Here is a 21303-nt window from a genome sequence, read left to right on the forward strand (position 1 = left end):
GGGCATGGGTGAGGCGACATGCCACGAGTTGGGGCGGCGAGGCCACAAGGTCGCCGTGCTCGACATGAATGCCGATGCCGCTCAACGTGTCACCGATGACCTGCGGTCAGCCGGCGTCACCGCCTTCGCGGTCGGCGCCGACATCACCGATCGTGCCGCGGTGGAAGAGGCCTTCGGCAAGGTCCGTAGTGAACTCGGGCCGGTCGGCATCTTGGTGACCAGCGCGGGGATGTTCGGGTACGCATCATTCGCCGAGATCACCGAGCAGTCCTGGGCACAGATGCTCGAGGTGAACCTGAGCGGGACATTCCGTTGTTGCCAGGTGGCCGTGCCGGACATGGTCGACGCCGGATGGGGTCGCATCGTGATGATCTCCTCGTCGAGCGCCCAGCGCGGCACCCCGTTCGCGGCCCACTATGCCGCGTCGAAAGGTGCCCTGTTGACCCTGACGAAATCGCTGGCCCGCGAGTACGCCGCGCACGGCATCACCGTCAACAACATTCCGCCATCGGGTATCGAAACCCCCATGCAGCACCAGTCACAGGCCGCGGGCTACCTGCCGCCCAATGAGACGATCGCCGCCAACATCCCCCTCGGCCGGCTCGGTACCGGAGCGGATATCGCTGCCGCCGTGGGGTTCCTGTGCTCTGAGGAGGCCAGTTTCATCACCGGGCAGACCCTTGGGGTCAACGGCGGCGCGGTGATGTAGTTCGAGCCCGACGTCCCCACACCCACTAGTCACACGGAGGTTCACATGGCAACCAAGTGGCCCAAGCCGGCTGAGGGATCCTGGACCGAGCACCATCCCGATCTGGGTACCGGGCCGATCCCGTTCCGGGATTCCATCTCTCCGGATTTCTACACCCTGGAGCGCGAGGCGATCTTCAAGCGGGCGTGGCTCAACATCAGCCGGGTCGAGGAAACGCCCGACGCCGGCAGTTACATCACCCGCCAGATCGAGGCCGCCGATGCGTCGCTGCTCCTGGTGAGAGACCACGACGGCGGTATCCGCGCCTTCCACAACCTGTGCCGCAGACGCGGACACACACTGGTACCGGCAGACTTCCGTGCGACCGAATTGCGCAGCACCGGAAATGAGTTCGAATGCCGGCGCTGCGGGTGGTGTTACGGGCTCGACGGAAAACTGATATCGCTACCCGATACGGACGGCTTCGCCGGTCTGGACACCGCAGACTACGGTCTGGTCCCCGTGCACTGCGACGTGTGGGCCGGTTTCGTGTTCGTCAACTTCGACCGCGAACCGCGCCAAAGCCTGCGCGACTTCCTCGGACCCATGGTCACCGCACTCGGCGACTACCCGTTCGGCAAACTCACCGAGCGCTACGACTGGGTCGCGCACAACAACAGCAACTGGAAGATCTTCGCCGACGCCTTCCAGGAGTACTACCACGTACCGTCGCTGCACACCCAGCAGGTGCCGCCGGAGGTACGGGATCCCAACGCCGGCTTCACCTGTGGACACTTTCAACTCGACGGTCCGCACCGACTCGTCTCGACAGCGGGCACCCGCCGCTGGCTGTTGGCGCCGGAGTACATGTACCCGATCGAGCGGGCCACCCAGAGCGGCCTGGTGGGTCCGTGGCGGACCCCCGACATCGGTGAGCTCCCGGCGGGACTCAACCCGGGCAACATCGAGCCATGGGGTATCAGCAACTTCCAGATCTTCCCCAACCTGGAGATCCTGATCTACGGCGGCTGGTACCTGCTCTACCGCTACTGGCCGACCTCGCACAACACCCACCGGTACGAGGCGTTCACGTATTTCCATCCGGCCCGCACCGTCCGGGAACGCATCGAACACGAGGTGGCCGCCGTCGTGCTCAAGGAATTCGCCCTGCAGGACGCCGGCATGCTCGGCGGCACCCAGGCCGCGCTCGAGTACGACGTCATCGACGAATACCCGCTCAACGATCAGGAGATCCTGGTGCGGCATCTGCACAAGATGGCAGTCGACTGGGTCGAGGCCTATCAGCGCGAGCGCGCGCCGGCAGGAGCGTGACGATGACCTCCACCCGACTGCCCAGCGCCTTCGCCGAGTTGGAGCCGTATGCCGAATTCTGGTGTCTGCCGACGGAGACCGAGCGGTGGGATCGTCGCCTGGCCAGCACCATGCCGGAGATGCACCAGTTCTACGACGCCTTCTTCCCACGCGTCGAGGAGGCGATCGAGTACTGCGACAAGTTCCCGCTCGACGACATTCCCGACGATGCGCTCAACCTGCTGCACCTGATCTATTCGCTGATCATTGTGGCCATGTCGGTGGAGATCATGCACCAACCGGCCCCCTCCGACTCAGCCGATGCCGTCATGATCCGCACCGGAGAACCACGGCCGTAGCCACCACCGAACACCGAAAGGACGCACCGATGAGTGTGTTGACCATCAACAAGCTGACCGCCTCGGTGGGCGCCGAGGTTGTCGGCGTCGACCCGGAACGCCTGGGCGCCGACGACAACCTGGGAGCCGCGGTTCTGGACGCCCTGGAGGACAACGGAGTGCTGGTGTTCCACGGCCTGCACCTGAATCCCGAAGCCCAAGTGGCTTTCTCGCAGCGCCTGGGTGAGATCGACCGCTCGGCCGACGGCCACCACCCGGTGTCGGGCATCTACCCGATCACCTTGGACAAGACGAAGAACAAGGCAGCCGAATACCTCAAGGCCACCTTCGACTGGCATATCGACGGCTGCACTCCCGTGCACGACGAATGCCCACAAAAAGCAACGGTGCTGTCCGCTCTGGAAGTCGCCGCGCGGGGCGGTGAGACCGAGTTCGCCAACACCTATGCGGCCTACGACTCGCTCGATGAGGCCGAGAAGGAGCGCTACCGCGCGTTGCAGGTGATCCATTCCCTGGAAGCCTCACAGCGACGGGTCTATCCGGATCCCACCGCCGATCAGCTGAGCCGTTGGAAGGCCCGGCCGACCCACGAGAACCCGCTGGTGTGGACGCACCGCAACGGACGAAAGTCGTTGGTACTGGGCGCTTCGGCGGACTACGTCGTCGGTATGGATCGCGACGAAGGTCGGGCCCTACTCGCCGAACTCCTCGCCCACGCCACCACCGCCGACAAGGTGTACAGCCACAGGTGGTCGGTCGGCGACACCGTCATCTGGGACAACCAGGGCGTCCTGCACCGCGCGGCGCCCTATGAGCCCAACTCCCCGCGCCATATGCTGCGCACCACGGTGCTCGGCGACGAACCGATCCAGTAGCCTGATCAAGCCGGTAGCTGGCCCAACTGTCGCAGGACCGAATACAGATTCGCGACACCCCAATGATCCGTGATCTTGCCATCGCGCACGCGCATCGCGTCGACTGTCTCGAACTGAATGCGCCTACCGGTAGGGGCGATTCCGAGAAAATCACCGTCGTGGGTGCCGTGATAGACCTTGTAGGTGGTGACGATGTCACCGTCGGCGGTCTGCCAGTGAATCTCAGGATGAAAGTCGCTGAAGGCACCGCGCAACCGCTTGTAGAGCACCAGCACGCCGGCCTTGTCCGCGGTGGTGCCCGGTTGCGGCGTGTGGTCCACGAAATCGTCGGCGAACAGTTCCTCGAAGAGCACGAAATCGCCTTGACCCTGAACCTGCTCGGTGTTGCGGCGCACCACTCCCTTGATGATGTCGGCCTCCCCGCCAGGTGATGTCATGGCCGCGGTGACGTCGGGATGCATCATGATGTACCCACCTTTCTGCTGATCGTCCCCCGCAGCTTGTCGTGACTGCAGGGTCGAAGTTGCCGCTTCAAATCAACCGGACCATAGTCCGCTCCATTCCCCGCAGGCTGGAACGCAAGGCTCAGCTGCGCAGCACGAGATCGGCGGCGCGGTGGGCGATCATCATCGTGGGCGCGTTGGTGTTGCCCGAAGTCAACGTCGGCATGACGGATGCGTCGATGACGCGGAGGCCGTCGATGCCGTGTACCCGCAATTCGGGGTCCACGACCGACCCGTCATCGGTACCCATGCGGCAGGTTCCCACGGCGTGACCGATGCTGCTCTCCCGGCGGGCCAGCCACGCATGATCCTGATCGCCGGTGTTCAGGTAGGCGCCGGCGACACCTCTCATCGCCGAGGCTCCCTCGACGACGTCGCGGGCGAGGCTCATCCCCGTGCGGAGCCGGTCGACGTCGTCGCCGTCACCCAAACGCTGGAATTCGATCCGGGCTTTCCCGTTGTGCAGTCCGACGCGGCCCCGGGTCTGCGGATGCATGAGAACGGTGTAGACCGTGAACCCGTCCACCCGTTCGATCGCCGTCCGGCCGGTGGTCCCGTTGAGTTCGTAATGTATAGGGCTGACCGCGATTTGGAAGTCTTCGGTGAAGATCTGAGCTTCGAACGGCGACATGGTGAGGATGCCGTCGCCGTGCATCAGCAATGACCGAATGCCCTTGAGCGCCCTGACCGGGCCGAGCGTATTTGCCGTGGGCACCTTCGATTCCCAGAATTGACTACCGACCAGGTGGTCTTGGAAATTCTCGCCGACGCCGGGAAGGTCGAGTGCGGTGCCCGACGGCCCGATTCCCGAGCGCAACAGCAGAGTCGGCGAGCCGATGGCACCTGCGCTCACGATAACTTCTTGGCGGGCAAGCAGTTTGCGGCCCCCGCAGTCGACGCCGACGGCTCGACCGTTCTCGATGAGGACCTTCGACACCGTCGTCCTGGCGAGCAGCCGCGGCCGTCGATCTCGTGGTAACGACCGCAGAAAGCCACGCGCCGAGGAGACCCGCAGGCCCCGACGCTGGTTGACCTGAGTCCGGGACACGCCCAGTTGTGACCGACCGTTCTGGTCCGGGTTGGGATCATGTCCGGCCTCGGTGGCGGCGGCGATGAACGCCTCGTCGACCTCGTGGCGGTGTCCGCACCACGACACCGGAATCGGTCCGGCGTCACCGCGATACTCGTCGGAGCCACCGACCCAGTTCTCGATTGCCTTGAAATGCGGCAGAACCCGGTCGAACGACCAGCCATCGCATCCGGCCTCGGCCCACCCGTCGTAGTCCGCGGCGCGTCCCCGCACGTAGACCATGGCGTTGATCGACCCGCTGCCGCCGATGATGCGCCCGCCGGGGAAGTGCTCGACGATGTCGCCCTTGCTCGGGTCCGGCGCGCACTGGTGTTTCCAGTTCGCGGTCATGTACAGCGAGGCAATCCCAGCCGGTATCCGAACGTCGGGTCGACGATCCGTGCCGCCGGCCTCGACCAACGCTACGTCCGCACCTGCCGCGGCCAACCGTGACGCCACGATCGACCCGGCCGAACCCGCCCCGACGACGATGAAATCAGCGACGTCTCCGTCTGGCACGGCGTCGGATGAACGGTCTCCCACCGAAGGGAGGCTACGCGCGTCGCAGAGCCGCCCGCGGGCATTCCTCGATCGCCTGGGCGGCAAGCTCTTCCATTTCGGGCGGCACCGGATCCAGTTGGACCACCGAATAGTCGTTCTCATCGAGTTGGAACAGCTGCGGGGCGAGCTTCACGCAGATGGCATTGCCTTCACATCGATCCAGATCGACTTCAACGCGCACTGTAACCTCCGGAGGAGTTTATCCAAGTTCTTCTTGTATAAATGGTACTCCTCGGTCGGCGAGCGCAAGGGGACTATTGCGGCATCGCAGACTCGACCACGGTCAACCTGTCCGAAAGCCCTGCAATCCTGCGGATTTCGCGGAACTCCTCGAGCATGCCGTCGGTGACCTCGTGCGGATCATCCACCGTGGCATCGTCGGAGAGCACCGAGATGTTGAGCTGGTCGACATAGCTCCACACCGTGATGTTCAGCCCGCTGCCCGTGGTGATCGGTCCCACCGAGTAGATCTCGGTGACCGTGGCACCACCGACCTTGGCGCGTTCCCGCGGTCCGGGAACGTTCGAGATGTTGAGGTTGAGCACCTTGTTCTGACCGTCCTGATTGGACAGCCACTTGAACGCCGCCTCGACCGGCGCCGGCGGCATGTACGCGGCCCAGCGCGCGATCAGTTCCGGGCCGATCAGTTGATGGCTTTCCTTGGCCAGGACCGCCGCATCGTGGGCACGCTGCACCCGCTCGGCGGTATCGGCGACATCCACCGGCAACTCCACCAACACACCGCTGAAGCGGTTACCCGAGATGCGGTCCGGCGAGAAGTCGAAACTCATCGGCACCGAGGCCAGCAGCGGGTGGTCGGCATGGCCGTCGTACTTGAGTGACAGCGCGCGCAGCGCTCCCGACGACATGGCCAGCACCAGATCGTTGATCGTCACCCCGAGCTTTTTACTCGTCTCCTTGACTTCAGCCAATGCCAGTGTGGCCGTGGCGAACAGCCGTTTCTCGTCGAGGATGTGGTTCATGAAGCTGGGCGGCGGGGTGAACGGCCGGGTCAACTCCGGCGACAGCTTGCGGCTGCTGCGCCGAACCCGTCCGAGACCCTTGGTGGTGTAACGCACGGTCCCGGGTAACCGGCCGAGCTGGCGCATGTGATCGGCGAACGCCGAGCGCACCAGTTCGGTCTTGGTGGGCGCCGGATCGGTGGCATACGATTCGTCGTCACGGTCCGGACTGTCGCTCAGGTCCATCCCCCGGGCCAGGAGATTCGCCGAGGCGACCCCATCGGCCAGCGCGTGGTGAATCTTGCCGACCACCGCAATACGACCGTTGGCCAGGCCTTCCACGAAGTACATCTCCCACAGCGGACGGCCACGGTCCAGCGGGGTACTGCCGATCTCGCCAATGGCCTCGTCGAGTTCGCGGCGCCCACCCGGGGCGCGCACCCGCCAGGGCCGGACGTGGTACTCCAGGTCGACGTCGCAGTTCTCCCGCCACATCGGGTGGTGGAACTTGAACGGGATGTCGACGAGCTGATACCGGAACGGGTCGAGCTTGTGCAGCCGTCCGCGGATGACCTCCCGGAACTCGTCGATCCCGAATGTCCGGTCCCCAACGTCGTCGAGCGCGATGACCGCAATCTTCAACGTGTGCATGTGCACATTGGGTGTCTCTGTATAAAGCAGGAACGCGTCCCACCCACTCAACCGCTTCACGGTGTCCTCCCCAGGTGTGGAAACGTCTAGATGACTGCTTTGGCCTCGCCCATCGCCCGGTTTCGGTGAATTTGGTTGAGGAACAAGCCGATTGCGGTGGCCATCGCTCCGGTCCTGGCTCCGTCCGTCATGTCGAAGGCATGCCCGGCGCCGGGCAGCTCAATGTAGCTGACCACGGCCCGTGAGACGGCCTTGAGCTTGTCGACGAAGCTGCGGGCCTGCGCCACCGGAATGACACTGTCACCGGTGCCGTGGATGATCAGGAACGGCGGCGCATCGGGATGGATCTGCGCGATCGGTGAAGCCTGCCTGAAGACCTCGGGATGGCGGTCGATCTTGCGACCCACCACGATCCGCTCCAAGAAGTCGACGAATCGGACCCGCTCCTCGGTGGAGCGATCCTCCCAGTCATAACGTCCGTAGATGCCCACCACGGCATCGACTGATGTGTCGGCCCCGTCGGGCAGATCGCCCTGCATGTCCGGGTCGTTCGGGGTGAGGCCGGCCAGTGCGGCCAGGTGGCCGCCGGCCGAGCCGCCGGCGATGGCGACGAAATTGCGGTCGCCGCCGAACTTGTCGACGTTGGCCCGCGCCCAGGCGATCGCGGCTTTGACGTCGTCGAGGTGCCTCGGCCAGCGGTGATGCGGGGCCACCCGGTAGTCGATCGACAGACACACCCAGCCCTGCTGGGCCAAGTGCGACAACAGCGCGTAGCCCTGCAGAATCCGGCCGCCGTGCACCCAGGCGCCACCCGGCACGAACAGCAGCACCGGTGCGGGCTCGGTGGGCAGATGCTTGGGCCGCCACACATCGAGCAGCTGGGCCGGGTCGTCGCCGTAGCGCACCGAGGTCCGGTGCACGTTGCGGCGGTATTCGTACGTGTGCCACAACGGCGGCATGTTGTCCGGGGCCGGCCAGTCGATGGCCAGGTCAGCGGGCGAGACCACGCCGCGCAGCGCTTCCTGGACGACGGCGTTGGTCTGCTCCCGCTCCGACCGGCGGAGCTCGCTGTCGTCCGGGGCGAACCAGGACTTCGCCGAGGACGTGACGAACTCGGGCAGGTGACGGAAACCCCACACGCTCATGGCAGCAAGTGCGCCGAGCGGTTCCAGGCGCTTGCCCACCACTGGTAGCGAAGCCGATGCCACGCTGAGCGCCAGCATATGGTCGGCCGGCTTGGCATGTAGCAACCATCGTGCCCGATCGGCGAGCGTGGGTGCGGGGTACCGGTTATCCGGACGTGCCGTCATTGCGCGAGCGTACCCCGCGGCATATCGGCTCAGGCGACAACTTCGCCGACTTGTCCACCGGGCATCGAATTGTGACCTGCATCACATCGACTTATCCGTGCCACCCCCGTTAGCTTCGCTAATCATGACTAAGTCTGCGCTGGCCATCACCGAAGAGCACCTGGACCTCGCCGAGTCTGCACTGGGGCAGCTGAACCGGCTCGACAGTCGCGCAGCCGCCCGCGCCACCCTGGAAAAGGCCGGCACCTACCCCGACGAGATCTGGTCGGCCGGTGCCGGACTCGGCTGGAACGGACTCGCCATCTCCGAGGAGTACGGCGGATCGGGATTCGGCCTGTCCGAACTCGCGGTGGTGGCCGAGGTCGCCGGGCGCGAACTGAGCCCGGGACCCTTCCTGCCGACCGTTTCCGCCTCGGCGGTGATCGACCGCTACGCACCGGATTCCGTAAGGGCCGAACTCCTTCCGGGCCTCGCCGACGGTACGACGGTGGCGGCACTCGGGCTGGCGGGTTCGGTGAGCATCGGCGCCGACGGCCTCCTCGGCGGGCAGGCCCGCGCGGTACTGGGCGCGCCCGACGCGCACGTATTCGTACTGGCCGTCGGCGACGACGTCGTGATCCTGGACGCCACGGCCGACGGAATCACCGTCACCGCCCAGGATTCCCTGGACACCACCCGCAGCATCGGTGCAGTGGATCTGCGCGCGGTCGCGGTCGACGAGAGCCGCATCCTGCGCGGCGCCGCACGTGCGGCCCGCACGGTGTTCCGCATCCTCGGCGCGGCAGAGGCGGTCGGCGTGTCCTGGGCCGCACTCGACATGGCCGTCGAGTACGCCAAGGTGCGCGAACAGTTCGGTCGCACCATCGGCACCTTCCAGGCCGTCAAACACCACGCCGCCAACATGCTCGTCGACGCCGAACAGACCACCGCAGCGGTATGGGACGCCGCCCGCGCCGACGATCTCGACGGCGCGTGGTTCGCCGCCGCGGTGGCCGCCGCCCACGCCATCCGGGCCCAGATCTTCTGTGCACAGACCAACGTGCAACTCCACGGCGGCATCGCCTTCACCTGGGAACACGACGCCCACCTGTACCTGCGCCGCGCCCGGACCCTGGCCGCAGTGCTCGGCGACGGCGCCGATCCGCTGGTCGACGTCGTCGACGGCCAGCGCGGCGGGCAGGCACACGGGGCGTCCTTCACGCTGCCCGAAGATGCCGAGCAGTACCGCCAGGACGCGCAGGCCGCGGCAGCGGCGGTGAAGGCGCTGCCCGAGGACAAGCGCCGCGACTACCTGGTGGATTCCGGCTACCTGGTGCCGCACTGGCCCAAGCCGTATGGCCGGGCCGCGAATGTGTTGGAGCAGTTGGTGATCGAGGAGGAATTCGGCTCGGCGGGCAGGAGCGGAGCGACCGGGGAATCAGGCCCAGTCGAGCGGGCGGACATGGGGATCACCGGGTGGGTGACCCTGACCATCGCCCAGGCCGGCACCGACGATCAGCGCGAGCGCTGGGTGGAGCCGGTGCTGCGCGGGCAGGTCATGTGGTGCCAGCTGTTCTCCGAGCCGGGCGCCGGCTCGGACGCGGCCGCCGTGCGTACCGCGGCCAAGAAGGTCGACGGCGGCTGGCGGGTGACGGGCCAGAAAGTGTGGACCAGCCTGGCCCAGCACTGCCAGTGGGGCCTGGCCACGGTGCGCACCGATCCCGACGCACCCAAACACGCCGGCGTCACCATGATGGCGATCGACATGAAGTCCCCCGGGGTGACGGTGAATCCGTTGCGCGGGCTGACCGGCGACGCACACTTCAACGAGGTGTTCTTCGACGACGTGTTCGTCCCCGACGCCGATGTCGTCGGCGATGTGAACAAGGGCTGGCTGGTGGCGCGTGCCACCTTGGGCAATGAGCGCATCTCGATCGGCGGCGGGTCGGCGGCGCCGACCGGATTCGACGCCGACGAACTGGTGGCGCTGATCGACGCAGATCCCGACGGGGCCCGCTACCTGCGCCGCGCCGGCGAGGTGATCGCCGTGGGCCACACGCTGCGGTTGCTGAACCTGCGCCGGGTCAGCCGGGCCATCGCCGGAACCGAGCCCGGACCCGAGGGCAACGTCACCAAGCTGCTGGTCGCCGAGCATTCCCAGCATCTGACCGAGTTGGGCATGGATCTGGTCGGCTCGGCCGGGGTGACCGGCCAGACGCCGAAACTGACCCGCGCCTACCTGGGCAACCGGGCCATGACGATTGCCGGCGGGACCTCCGAGATCACTCGCAACACCATCGCCGAGCGCATCCTCGGCCTGCCCCGCGACCCGCTGCTGAAGTAACACCCGCGCGCCGCTGGCCCACCGATTTCTACCTCTGGGTCGCGGCGCGACGCGACCCACGACCCCGGCGTAGGAAATGGCGCGTATTCATGCGCGGCACGCTCGCCGACGACGACGGAGGGCCTGCTTGACATGCCGCCGAGATCACCGGGTAGAACGGACACTGTGACTGCGACCACAGACGGCCGGCCCAGCTTCCACCCCGACCTCGAACGCATCGCCCGATTCATCCCCCGCCAACTGGTGACCAGGCGTTCCCTGCCGTTGCTCCAGCGGTTGACGGGATTGCAGAACCGGCAGACGCCCGACGACGTCGAGGTGCTCACCTTGAGCTCGGGTGTGAGCGTGCGGTTGATCCGGCCGACCGGGGTCACCGAACCGACGCCGGCGCTGCTGTGGATCCACGGCGGCGGCTACGTCCTCGGCAGCCCGGCCCAGGACGACGCCCTGTGCCGGCGCTTCGCCAGGGAACTCGGCATCACGGTGGCGGCCGTCAAGTATCGCCTCGCGCCGCAGAACCCCTACCCGGCCGGGTTGGAGGACTGCTACGAGGCGCTGAAATGGCTCGCGGGACTTCCCGCGGTCGACGCCTCACGGGTCGCGATCGCCGGAGCCAGCGCAGGCGGCGGATTGGCTGCCGCCCTTGCGCTGCTCGCCCGTGACCGCGGTGAGGTTGCCCTCGCCGCACAGATACTCGTGTACCCGATGCTCGATGACCGCTCGGTGGGCCCGGAGTTGGAGAATCCCGGCCACCGGCTGTGGACGCAGGGCAGCAACAAATTCGGCTGGTCGGCCTACCTCGGCGGAGCCGACCCGGCGACCGCGGTGCCCGGACGTCGCGAAGATCTGGCCGGGTTGCCACCCGCCTGGATCGGCGTCGGGACGTTGGACCTGTTCCACGACGAGGACATGGCGTACGCCGAGCGGTTACGGGCCGCGGGGGTCGAATGTCAGGTCGAGCAGGTCTACGGGGCATTCCACGGGTTCGACCAGATCGCAGCGAAAACACCTGTGGCCCAAGCCTTCATGGCCAGTCAATGTGCGAGCCTACGAGCTGCGTTCGCCTGATCCACGCCCCAGGGGACTGCCCATCCATGTTCGCTTCACTTCAGGGTCGCTCGGCCATCGTCACCGGCGGCAGCAGGGGTATCGGCCGCGGTATCGCCCAGACCTTCGCCAAAGCCGGTGTGAACGTACTGATCACCGGCCGCCACCAGACCCACCTCGACGAGACGGTCGAGGCGCTCGCCGACGCCCCCGGGCGGGTCAGCGCCCTGCGCGCGGACGTCACCAGCCCAGAAGATTCCCGGCGGGCCGTCGATACCGCCGTCGAACGGCACGGCGGACTGGACATCGTCTGCGCCAACGCAGGCATTTTTCCCTCGGGCCGTCTGGAGGACCTCACACCCGACGACATCGACCAGGTTCTTGCGGTGAATTTCAAGGGCACCGTCTACATCGTGCAGGCCGCCCTCGAAGCACTGACCGCGAGCGGTCACGGCCGCGTCGTCATCACGTCCTCGATCACCGGCCCGATCACCGGCTACCCCGGTTGGTCGCACTACGGCGCGTCCAAAGCAGCTCAGCTGGGGTTCGTGCGCACCGCGGCACTGGAACTGGCGTCCAAGAACATCACCGTGAACGCGGTACTGCCCGGCAACATCATCACCGAGGGCCTGGGCGAACTGGGCCAGGACTACCTCGCCCAGATGGCCTCGGCAGTGCCTGCGGGTCGCCTCGGATCGGTGGCCGACATCGGTAATGCGGCGTTGTTCTTCGCCACCGACGAGGCCGCCTACATCACCGGACAATCGCTGGTCGTGGATGGCGGACAGGTTCTGCCCGAATCCCACCTGGCGATCACGGAACTCTAGAAACCCCGCTCGAACACCACCACTCCGCCGACGATCGTGGCGGCCACCAGTTCGGCGTCGAGCTCCTCGACCACGCGCTGCGGGGAGGCCGCCAGCAGGCACAGGTCTCCGGGTTCACCGGGAGCGACGCGCCGCGGCCGGGCCGGTTCGGTCGCGCCGCCCAGGAACAACGTCAACGCGCGACCGCCCGAAACCCGTTCGACCGGGTTCAGCACCGCACCACGCGGCGTGCGGCGATGCACCGCCGCACGCATGGCGGCCCACGGATCGGGGGCACCGAACGGCGCATCGGTGGACAACGCCACCGGCACACCCGCGGACAGCAACGTCGCCAGCCGCCAGAGCTGATCCTGCTCGGCGGCAGGCACATCCGTGCGGTATTGATCGCCTCGCTCCGCCACGAAATTGGGCTGGGTCACCACGGTGACCCCGAGTGCGACGAGGTCGCCGACGCAGTCCGTGGGCACCATCGCGGCGTGCTCGATCCGGTCGGCCGGATGGCTGCTGCCCGCCTCCCGCAGCGCGGCGATGGTGACAACGAGTTGGGCCGAGGTCACGCAGTGCACCGCCACCGGTACACCGTCCCGATGCTGCTCGGAGATCCATGCCGTCAGCGCATCCAGATCGAGTCCGTCGTCATGCAGGATTCGTTTCCCGGGGGCCAGGCAGTGCACGCGCTGCAGGAGACCGACCGGCCGATCCCCGGGCTGCAGGTCAGGGGTGGCATCGGTGACGCCGGTGACCCCGTAGCCGGCCAGCCGGGCACTGAGCTCGGCCACCTCCGCGGGCCGACGCTGCAGCGCATCCGACCAGGTCGGGTCCGCGCTGCGCAGTATCCCGTCGGGATGGTCGGCCAGACCGAGCGCGGCAAGTCCTGCCGAGTTCACGGTCCACAACACCCCACTGCGATGCTGCACACGCACCGGGACACCGGGGATCAGCCGGTCGAGCAGCCGCCGGTCCAGCGGACCGGCCACCGCCTCGTGGTAACCAACCGCCCGGATCCAGCCGTCGACGCCGGCCGCCGCGCCCGTCAAGGCCGCGGCCAGCCCAGTCTGATCGGCAACCTCAGCGGGCCCGATCCGAATCGAATCCTGTTCGGCCGCAGCCGAGTACACGTGCAGGTGATGATCGTGGAGGCCGGGGATCACGGTGCCGTACCCGGCGTCGATCACCTGCTCCCCGGGCTGCGACGGCAACGACGCGGCGACCTGCTCGATAGTCTCGCCGAGCCGGATGTCTACGACGGTGTCGTCGAGAAGCGTTGCACGTCGAATCAGCATGGGGCAGCAGCCCGTTCCGCCACGAGCCGGCGCACCGCCTCGTTGTCGGCTCCGAGCTCGCTGCCGGCCGGGCGAGCAGCGGGGCGCACCGGGATCACCTCTACGTCGTCGCCGCCCCCGGGGGGATAGCCGGCCGCCACGGCCGCCATCGAGAACTCGATCAGCTCACCGCCGCCGCGTTCCCGCGATGCGGCCACGGCGGCCGCGGCGTGCAACCCGGTGAGGGGGTCGGCGATGGCGTCACCCACGAATACCGGTGTGCCCTCGCGGTATCCGACAAGACCACCCGATACGGCAGCGTCGTCACCGAATGCCACCCAATCGGCCTTCTCCCCGTCTGTTCCATGCCCGGTGATTCGCAACCAGATCCGGCCGGGCCGGACCGTGACGGCGCCCGGACCCAATCCGCGCCGGGCCAGAGCCGCCGGGCGCGACGCCTCGATCACCACATCGGCAACGTCGAGCAGCGCAGCCACGTCGTGTGGCCGGTCGAAATCGGTGGCATAGCAGAGCTTTTCACCGTTCATCCAGGCGAAGAACTCCGCCGATCCGGCGCGGGTACCATCCGGCCGGTTGCGGCTCTCCACCTTGACCACGGTGGCACCGGCCCGGGCCAGCAGCTGTCCACACAGCGGCCCGGCCCACATCGACGACAGGTCGGCCACCAACATCCCGGCCAGCGGGCCCGCCTGCCGGGGTGCGAGGTGCTTCACCTCGGGCGGTTTGGGTGCGGTTTCTCCGAGCACTGCCACCGGCAGTCCCAGGAGGCGGGTCCGTTCGGCGACCTCGGCAGCGGTGCGCTGGGCGGCCCAGGATCGGATCGCCGGCCATACGTCGCCTTCCGCCGGATCCTGCTGCAGCAGCGCGGGAATCATGTCGATGTCATCGGCCCGTGACAGCGTGAGGGCGCACCATCGGTCCTGGGTGGCCAGCAGTAGCGTCGCCCCGCCCGCCGAGGACTGTCCGTGCGGCGCGATGTCCAGCAGCGCGGCACGCCCGGTGAGTAGCTCGGTGGCGTCGACCGCGACGGCGGTGTGCGCCGTGAATTCGTCGGCGACCCCCTGGGCCTGCCTCAGCAGGACCCTCGGGATCGCCAACGGTGTCATCAGAACTGCAACGCGCTGAACCGCCAGTCCAGCACCTGGCGGTCGTCGCTGTCGGGTCCGCCGGCGGCGTACACCAGCGAGCGCAGTTGCAGCACGCCGGCATCGGCCGATTCCACATGCAACTCGCTGAACAGTGTGTCGCCTTCGTGCACCGGACCGGTGTGGTCACAGGATTCCCAGCCCAGGATGGTGACCAGGTTCGGCAACAACCGGTTGACCTGGGCCAGAGCCAGCCCGATGGTATGCCCGCCGTACACCAGGCGCTGACCACCGGACCGCCAATCATGGTGGGTGGCAGCGATATTCAGACTCAGCCGGGCCAGTTCCGGAGCACTGCTGACCACGTCGGCGGTACTGTGCAGCACCGCTCCGGCCACCGTCGGGTCGAAATGCGGTCCGGGCACCCGGGTCCGGAAGGCGTCGGCATCCCAGCCGTCGGTGGGGTTCGGTGTCGCCGAATCGGCACCAATCGTCGACAGATCGTCGGCGTGCCCGGTGTCCACGTCATCTCCGGAGAGCGGCAGCATCGCGCAGCGGTAGAAGTCGAGAACCTTGCGGTCCAACTGGTCGACAGTGGTCATCCGTAGGGCGGCCAGGCCGGTGGCGGCCCGCCCCGGTTTCGTTGAATTCTGCTTCAGGCCAACCACTTCGGTGCGCGTATACAGGGTGTCCCCGATCACGGGGCAGCGGTGGAACGCCAGGCCGCGGTAGAACAGGTTGGCCTTCACCCGTTGCGTCACCAACGTGCTCTGACCGATCGCGACATCGCAGACCAGCGCCGGATGCGCCAGCGGCCCGGGCTCCCCCGTCACCGCGGCGGCGAGTTCTGCGTCGAGCGCCAGGCGCAGTCGGTCGCCGAGAATCGCCTGATGTGTCGCGGCCGCACCGGCGGACAGCGTCATCGACGGCGCGGTGTCGAAGATCTGGCCGACCACCAGGTCGTCGAAGTATGGGCCACCCTGTTTCACATCTCGCACTATGCCAGTCACTCCCTCACGGCAGAGTTACCGGTACCGGGCGCACCTCATCGACCAGGCCCCACGCGAGCGCCGTGGCCGCGTCGATGGTGCACCCTGAGAGCACGAGGTAGGCCGTGCGCCACCGCCCGATGCGGCGGGTGATGCTGACGGTGCCACCCGCGCCGGGGATCAGCCCCAGGGCCAGCTCCGGCAGGCCGATCGTGGCGTCCGGATCACAACTGACCCAGCCGCAGAACGATGCCATCTCCAGGCCGCTGCCCAGCACCTGGCCGTGCACCTCGGCGCGGCAACGGCGGCCGAGTCTTGCGGTGATCTCATCGAGCACCAGGGCAGGGCTGTGCCGGGTACGGGCCAGGTGGGCGCTGGCCGGGTCGGCGAACGAGCCGAACTCGGCCAGATCGCCGCCGCTGCAGAATGACCGGCCGTTGCCGCCGAGCACCACCTCGTCGACCGAGCGGTCAAGGCGCGCCACCTCGAGGGCCTCCAGCAGAGCGGCGCGGGCATCGGTGGAGAACGCGTTGTGGCGTTGTGGCCGGTTGAACCGGACGTGCAGAGTGTTGCCGTCCCGGTAGGCCTGTACGGGTTCGGGCAGCTGCGGCACCGTTGCCGGTCCCCGTTCGGCCAGCCACCGGGCGAATTCCGGCCCGGACTGCAACGTCGAATACGCCAGGGACTCGGTGATCACCCCACCGAACGCGGCAGCGTTGCGATCAACGCTGCGCAGCACGTCATCACACACCGCGGTCGCCTGCGGCCACGTCCGGCACCGGTCGGTGAGCTCGTCCAGGGCCTGCTCGATGGAGTCCACGGTGACCATCCGGCGGTCATCAGCGGGACGTTCGGTCAGCGTGAACGTCGCGGCATCGGTCGGGGTGTCGACCCCGACGCAGATTCCGGCGGGCAGTTCCAGGACGGTCACGAGTACTTGTTTATCAGCTCCTGCTTGTACAGCTTGCCGGTGTCGGTGCGGGGCAGGTCAACCTCGAACGAGATGGTCCGCGGGCACTTGTAATGCGTGAGGCGCTGACGCAGCCAATCCAGGAGCTCACGCTCGAATTCCGGTGTGGCATCCGCCGGATCCACGGTCTGAACCACACCCTTGACGCTCTGGCCCATCTCGTCGTCGGGGATGCCGAACACCGCGGCGTCCATCACCTTCGGATGGACGACAAGCATGTTCTCGGCTTCCTGCGGGTAGATGTTCACCCCACCCGAGATGATCATGTGGTGGCGCCGGTCGGTGAGGTAGAGGTAGCCGTCTTCATCGACATATCCGATGTCTCCCACCGTCTTCCAGCCGTGAGAGTCCCGCGAGGACGCGGTCTTCTCGGCATCGTTGAGATATTCGAAATCGGCGCCGCCCTCGAAGAAGATCTCACCGGACTCGCCCGGCGGAAGTTCTTTGCCGTCCTCGTCGAGGATGTGCACGACGCCGTTCATCGGCTTGCCCACCGAACCCGGGTGCGTCAGCCAGTCTTCGGCGAAGATCACCGTCGCACCGATGGCCTCCGAGGACGCGTAGTACTCGTCGACGATCGGCCCCCACCAGTCCATCATCTGCTTCTTGATCTCGACCGGACACGGTGCGGCCGCATGCATGACCCGCCGCAGACTCGACAGATCGTACGAGTTACGCACATCCTCAGGGAGTTTCAGCATCCGGGTGAACATCACCGGGACGAACTGCCCCTGGGTGACCTTGTGCTTCTGAATCGCGTCCAGGCAGCCTTCGGCGTCGAACTTCTCCAGCACCACGGTGGTGATACCGGCAGCCTGAATCTGCATCGACCACACCGACGGTGCCGTGTGGTACAGCGGGGCGGGGCTCAGGTACACCGAATCCGGCTGCATCCAGAAGCCCACCAGCGGGGCCATCATGCCGGGGGTTTCCGATGGCGGCACATGCGGCAGGTCCCGCTTGATGCCCTTGGGCCGCCCCGTGGTCCCCGACGAGTACTGCAGCAGATCGCCGTCCAGCTCGTCGTCGATCGGGGTGGCCGGCTCATCCGCGACAGCTTCCGGATAACGCTGCCAGCCGTCCAACTCACCATCGGAGATCAGCAGGGTGCCCGGCAGTCCGTTCGGCAACTCCTTGTCCAGGCCGCTGAGGATGTCCTTGAGCACGGCGGAGCCGACGATGGCCTTGGCCCCGCTGTTGTCGATGATGTAGGCCGCCTCGGCGGCGGTCAGATGGGTGTTGATCGGCACGTAGTAGAGACCGCTGCGGCGCGCGGCCCACATCACGGCGTGGATGTGCTCGTTGTTCTCCATGAGGATCGCGACGACGTCGCCCTCATGCAGGCCTTGCCGGCGGAAGTAATGGGCCAGGCGATTCGCGCGGGCTTCGAGCTCACCGAACGTGACGACGGTGCCCGAGGGGTGGAGGATGATCGCCGGCTTTTCAGGGTTGGCCTCGGCATGCTCGCGGATCTGCATGAGGGCACTGTAACCGGCGCCACTTGACAGGTGTCAACTAGGGCGGGGCTACACCCTCCGAAATCAGCGTGATCAGGTACTTGACTGCAGAAGCACCGACGGTGCGCGCGCCGCTAATCACGGCCCCGGTCGCTTGCGTCGGACCTACGATGTCAGAACCCAGCGGATCGAGCGTGGGGAGCGCCGATGCGATTCACCCAACGGCGCTGAGGACGGCCCAGACATGGCGTCGCAAGTCCTCACGTTCCTGTTCACCGACATCGAAGGTTCCACGCGACGGTGGGAATCCGACGCTGACGCCATGCGGACCGCCCTCGCACTGCATGACACGGCGCTGCGCGAAGCCATCGCAGCCCACGGCGGGCAGGTCTTCAAACACACCGGCGACGGAGTGTGTGCGGTGTTCACTTCACCCCGAGCCGCTGTGGAGGCAGCCATAGCCGCGCAACGGCGGCTGGAACTGCCGGTGCGGATGGGCATCGCCACCGGTGAAGCCGAGTTGCGTGACGGCGACTATTTCGGCGTCGCACTCAACCGGGCGGCCCGGGTCATGGCCGCCGGACACGGCGGCCAGATCCTGCTCGACGGGGCGACGGCGGGTCTGCTCACCGGCGTCGATCTGAAGGCTTTGGGACCCAAGCGGTTACGCGATATCACCAGACCCGTCGACGTCTTCCAGGTCGGCGCTCCTGGCCTACAAGGCGACTTCCCGGAGTTGACGACTGTCGACCCGACTCCGGGACATCTCCACCCGCCCGATACGAGCTTCATCGGGCGGGAGACAGAAATGGTTGAACTGCAAACCGCCCTGAAATCACATCGGCTGGTGACGTTGACCGGGGTCGGCGGGGTGGGCAAGACCCGACTCGCGGTAGAGGTCGCGGCCCGCTGTGCGGACGCCTATCCGGACGGCGTGTTTGTGATCGAACTCGCCCCGGTCGGCGACCCGGCAGCCGTCCCCGAGGCCGTAGCGGCCGTACTCGGGATCACCCAGCAACCCGGACTCAGTGTCGTGGACAGCGTGGCCGCGGCCTTGGAGGGCCGAGCCCGGCTCCTAATCCTCGACAACTGCGAACACGTTCTCGACGCCGCAGCCGATCTGATCGAGGTGATCTTCACCCACTCGTCAACCGTGGCAATCCTGGCGACCAGCCGAGAAGGACTAAGGCTCAACAATGAACATCTCTGGCCCGTGCCATCGTTGGATATCGGCGCCGGTAACGATTCCGCGGCCACGGCATTGTTCATCGATCGGGCACACGCGGTGTCACCCCATGCCTCGTTCACCGCACCGGCCGAGTCCGCCGCAGTCGTGGAGATCTGCCGGCGCCTGGACGGGATTCCGCTGGCGATCGAATTAGCGGCTTCCCGACTGGTCTCGATGACCACCACCGAGATACGTGATCGGCTGGATGACCGGTTCCGACTGCTGGTCGGTTCGCGACGGGGATTGGAACGTCATCAGACTCTGCGTCACGCTGTGCGGTGGTCCTATGAACTGCTGAGCCCGGACGAAAAGGTCTTATTGGCAAGGTGTTCGGTGTTCAGTGGCGGGTTCAGCCTGGCCGCTGCATCCGCGGTGGCAGACGCCGGCAATGAACTGACCACCATGGATGTGCTCGACGCACTGGTCCGCAAATCACTGCTGGTGGCCGACCGCACATCAGCACGGACCCGATTCTCGATGCTGGAGACGATCCGCCAGTTCGCGGAGGACCAACTCGTCGGCTCCGACGATCCGGCAGCCATACGCACCGCACATGCGCGTTACTTCGCCGGCCTGGAGACCGAAGTCCTTGCGCTGTGGGACAGCCCGCGTCAACATGAGGCCTACCAGTGGCTCAACCGCGAACTGGCCAACCTGCGCACGGCATTTCACTGGTCGGCCGATCGTGGAGACCTCGATACGGCGGCAACCATCGCGGTAACCGCCATATTCCTCGGGTACTTCGTGGAGCAGTGGGAGCCGATCGCGTGGCTCGAGGAGCTCATCCCGGATGCGGTGGCCGCACAACATCCCCGGCTGGCCCAGCTCTACGTCGGCGCCGCCAACTGCTCAGCACTGGGGCAGGTGCGAAGCTTCGACGCGTATGCCGAGGCCGCCCGAGAAGCCATTGAAGATGGCCAATTCGCCGCCGTCACCGACGAATTCGCCTGTGTGATCGCGGCCGGCTACAGCACCATCGGCCAGCCCGGGCGGGCCGTCGAGTGGTGCCGGGCGACGATCGCCCGCAATCCGGGTCGCCATATCGGCAGCCGATCGGTGATGGCAGTGTCGCTGGCCATCGCCGGGGCCACCGCCGACGCGATGGAGGCGTCAGAACATTTGCCTGCGGCCGCCGCCGATACCGACAATCCCGCCCTGGCCGGTGCCGCATTCCTCGCACATGGCTGGGCACGCCGGGAGTCCGATCCCACAGCGGCCTATGAATCGCTTCGGCGGGCCTGGGTTATCGCTGAGGAAAGCGGCGACCGACAGCAGACGTCCATCGTCGCCGGGCTTCTGACGAAACTCGCCGCCGATCGTGGGGAATTCACCGAGGCCTTCGACTACATCAGCCAGATGATCCGACACTACTTCGATTCCGGCAGTGTCGAGCTGATGCGCAACGCGATCGGGCTGCTGGCCGCGTTGCTCGACCGACTGGGCCACCACGAATCCGCAGCCACAATCAGCGGATTCGCCACAACTGCCCTCGCGTACACCAGCTTTCCGGAGATCGCCGCGGCGATCACTCACCTATGCGAGGTCCTCGGCGACGCCGCATACGACAGGCTCGCCCAGGCAGGCGCGAGCATGTCCGCCACTGAGATCGCGAACTATGCGCTCGCACAGATCGACCGCGCGCGCACTGACGTCACGTCTCCATCGTGATACCGCGGGTGGTTCCAGGTTTCCCGATCGCCTACCTGAACTCAAACGGATGCGTGGGCTACGTAGGAGGTGCGCAATGCCTTTCACACGCAAACGCGCACCCTCGTGAGGCACGAGGGTGCGCGTCATGCTGATGT

At 66.7% G+C, this 21303-nt stretch carries 18 protein-coding genes; 8 read left to right on the forward strand and 10 right to left on the reverse strand.

Annotated elements, in window-relative coordinates:
- Positions 1-4: 4 nt before the first annotated feature.
- The 4 genes from G6N44_RS16355 to G6N44_RS16370 are packed head-to-tail and all read left to right on the forward strand — an operon-like array spanning position 5 to position 3233.
- A complete protein-coding gene (locus G6N44_RS16355; RefSeq protein WP_163670042.1) occupies positions 5-709 on the forward strand; it encodes an SDR family NAD(P)-dependent oxidoreductase in 705 nt (234 codons plus the stop codon).
- Positions 710-754: 45 nt separating this feature from the next.
- Positions 755-2020: an aromatic ring-hydroxylating oxygenase subunit alpha gene (locus G6N44_RS16360; RefSeq protein ID WP_163665703.1), complete on the forward strand. Its 1266-nt coding sequence runs from the start codon at positions 755-757 to the stop codon at positions 2018-2020.
- A gap of 2 nt (positions 2021-2022) precedes the next feature.
- Positions 2023-2358 carry a hypothetical protein gene (locus G6N44_RS16365; RefSeq protein WP_163665704.1) on the forward strand — a complete coding sequence of 112 codons (336 nt, stop codon included), beginning with the start codon at positions 2023-2025 and terminating at the stop codon, positions 2356-2358.
- 29 nt (positions 2359-2387) lie between these two features.
- Positions 2388-3233, forward strand: coding sequence for a TauD/TfdA dioxygenase family protein (locus G6N44_RS16370; RefSeq protein WP_163665705.1), 846 nt, complete (start codon positions 2388-2390; stop codon positions 3231-3233).
- 5 nt (positions 3234-3238) lie between these two features.
- On the opposite strand, the gene G6N44_RS16375 is transcribed toward G6N44_RS16370, so the two are convergent.
- The 5 genes from G6N44_RS16375 to G6N44_RS16395 form a co-directional block, all read right to left on the reverse strand.
- Entirely contained in the window at positions 3239-3697 is a 459-nt protein-coding gene (locus G6N44_RS16375; protein ID WP_197907464.1) for an ester cyclase, read from the reverse strand.
- A gap of 121 nt (positions 3698-3818) precedes the next feature.
- Complete coding sequence (locus G6N44_RS16380; protein ID WP_170309372.1) at positions 3819-5348, reverse strand: GMC family oxidoreductase; 1530 nt, start codon at positions 5346-5348, stop codon at positions 3819-3821.
- A gap of 10 nt (positions 5349-5358) precedes the next feature.
- Positions 5359-5547, reverse strand: coding sequence for a ferredoxin (locus G6N44_RS16385; protein ID WP_163665707.1), 189 nt, complete (start codon positions 5545-5547; stop codon positions 5359-5361).
- A 73-nt stretch (positions 5548-5620) separates the two neighbouring features.
- Positions 5621-7039: a WS/DGAT/MGAT family O-acyltransferase gene (locus G6N44_RS16390; protein WP_163665708.1), complete on the reverse strand. Its 1419-nt coding sequence runs from the start codon at positions 7037-7039 to the stop codon at positions 5621-5623.
- A gap of 26 nt (positions 7040-7065) precedes the next feature.
- A complete protein-coding gene (locus G6N44_RS16395; protein WP_163665710.1) occupies positions 7066-8289 on the reverse strand; it encodes an alpha/beta hydrolase in 1224 nt (407 codons plus the stop codon).
- 124 nt (positions 8290-8413) lie between these two features.
- Here G6N44_RS16395 and G6N44_RS16400 point away from each other — a divergent pair, with 124 nt between their 5' ends.
- The 3 genes from G6N44_RS16400 (at position 8414) to fabG (ending at position 12486) form a co-directional block, all read left to right on the forward strand.
- Positions 8414-10612 carry an acyl-CoA dehydrogenase family protein gene (locus tag G6N44_RS16400; protein WP_163665712.1) on the forward strand — a complete coding sequence of 733 codons (2199 nt, stop codon included), beginning with the start codon at positions 8414-8416 and terminating at the stop codon, positions 10610-10612.
- A 165-nt stretch (positions 10613-10777) separates the two neighbouring features.
- Positions 10778-11680: an alpha/beta hydrolase gene (locus G6N44_RS16405; protein WP_163665714.1), complete on the forward strand. Its 903-nt coding sequence runs from the start codon at positions 10778-10780 to the stop codon at positions 11678-11680.
- A 26-nt stretch (positions 11681-11706) separates the two neighbouring features.
- Entirely contained in the window at positions 11707-12486 is a 780-nt protein-coding gene (gene fabG, locus G6N44_RS16410) for a 3-oxoacyl-ACP reductase FabG (RefSeq protein ID WP_163665716.1), read from the forward strand.
- Here fabG and G6N44_RS16415 read toward each other — a convergent pair.
- The 5 genes from G6N44_RS16415 to fadD4 all read right to left on the reverse strand — a co-directional run bounded on the left by G6N44_RS16415 (position 12483) and on the right by fadD4 (position 18291).
- Positions 12483-13769, reverse strand: a complete 1287-nt coding sequence (locus G6N44_RS16415) for an amidohydrolase family protein (protein WP_163665718.1) — start codon at positions 13767-13769, stop codon at positions 12483-12485. The genes fabG and G6N44_RS16415 overlap by 4 nt on opposite strands.
- Entirely contained in the window at positions 13763-14875 is a 1113-nt protein-coding gene (locus tag G6N44_RS16420) for a CoA transferase (protein WP_163665720.1), read from the reverse strand. Before G6N44_RS16420 ends, G6N44_RS16415 begins: the two co-directional genes overlap by 7 nt.
- A complete protein-coding gene (locus G6N44_RS16425) occupies positions 14875-15777 on the reverse strand; it encodes a hotdog family protein (RefSeq protein ID WP_235683100.1) in 903 nt (300 codons plus the stop codon). The genes G6N44_RS16420 and G6N44_RS16425 overlap by 1 nt, the downstream gene beginning before the upstream one ends.
- 91 nt (positions 15778-15868) lie before the next feature.
- Positions 15869-16765 (reverse strand): enoyl-CoA hydratase/isomerase family protein, encoded by an 897-nt coding sequence (locus G6N44_RS16430; RefSeq protein ID WP_163670048.1) that lies wholly within the window; start codon positions 16763-16765, stop codon positions 15869-15871.
- Positions 16766-16770: 5 nt separating this feature from the next.
- On the reverse strand, positions 16771-18291 hold the full coding sequence (gene fadD4, locus G6N44_RS16435; RefSeq protein ID WP_163665722.1) for a fatty-acid--CoA ligase FadD4: 1521 nt from the start codon (positions 18289-18291) through the stop codon (positions 16771-16773).
- Positions 18292-18514: 223 nt separating this feature from the next.
- Between fadD4 and G6N44_RS16440 the strand changes: the two genes are divergently transcribed.
- Positions 18515-21166 (forward strand): ATP-binding protein, encoded by a 2652-nt coding sequence (locus G6N44_RS16440; protein ID WP_163665724.1) that lies wholly within the window; start codon positions 18515-18517, stop codon positions 21164-21166.
- Positions 21167-21303: the final 137 nt, after the last annotated feature.

It is taken from the genome of Mycolicibacterium alvei, assembly GCF_010727325.1.
Lineage (GTDB): Bacteria > Actinomycetota > Actinomycetes > Mycobacteriales > Mycobacteriaceae > Mycobacterium > Mycobacterium alvei.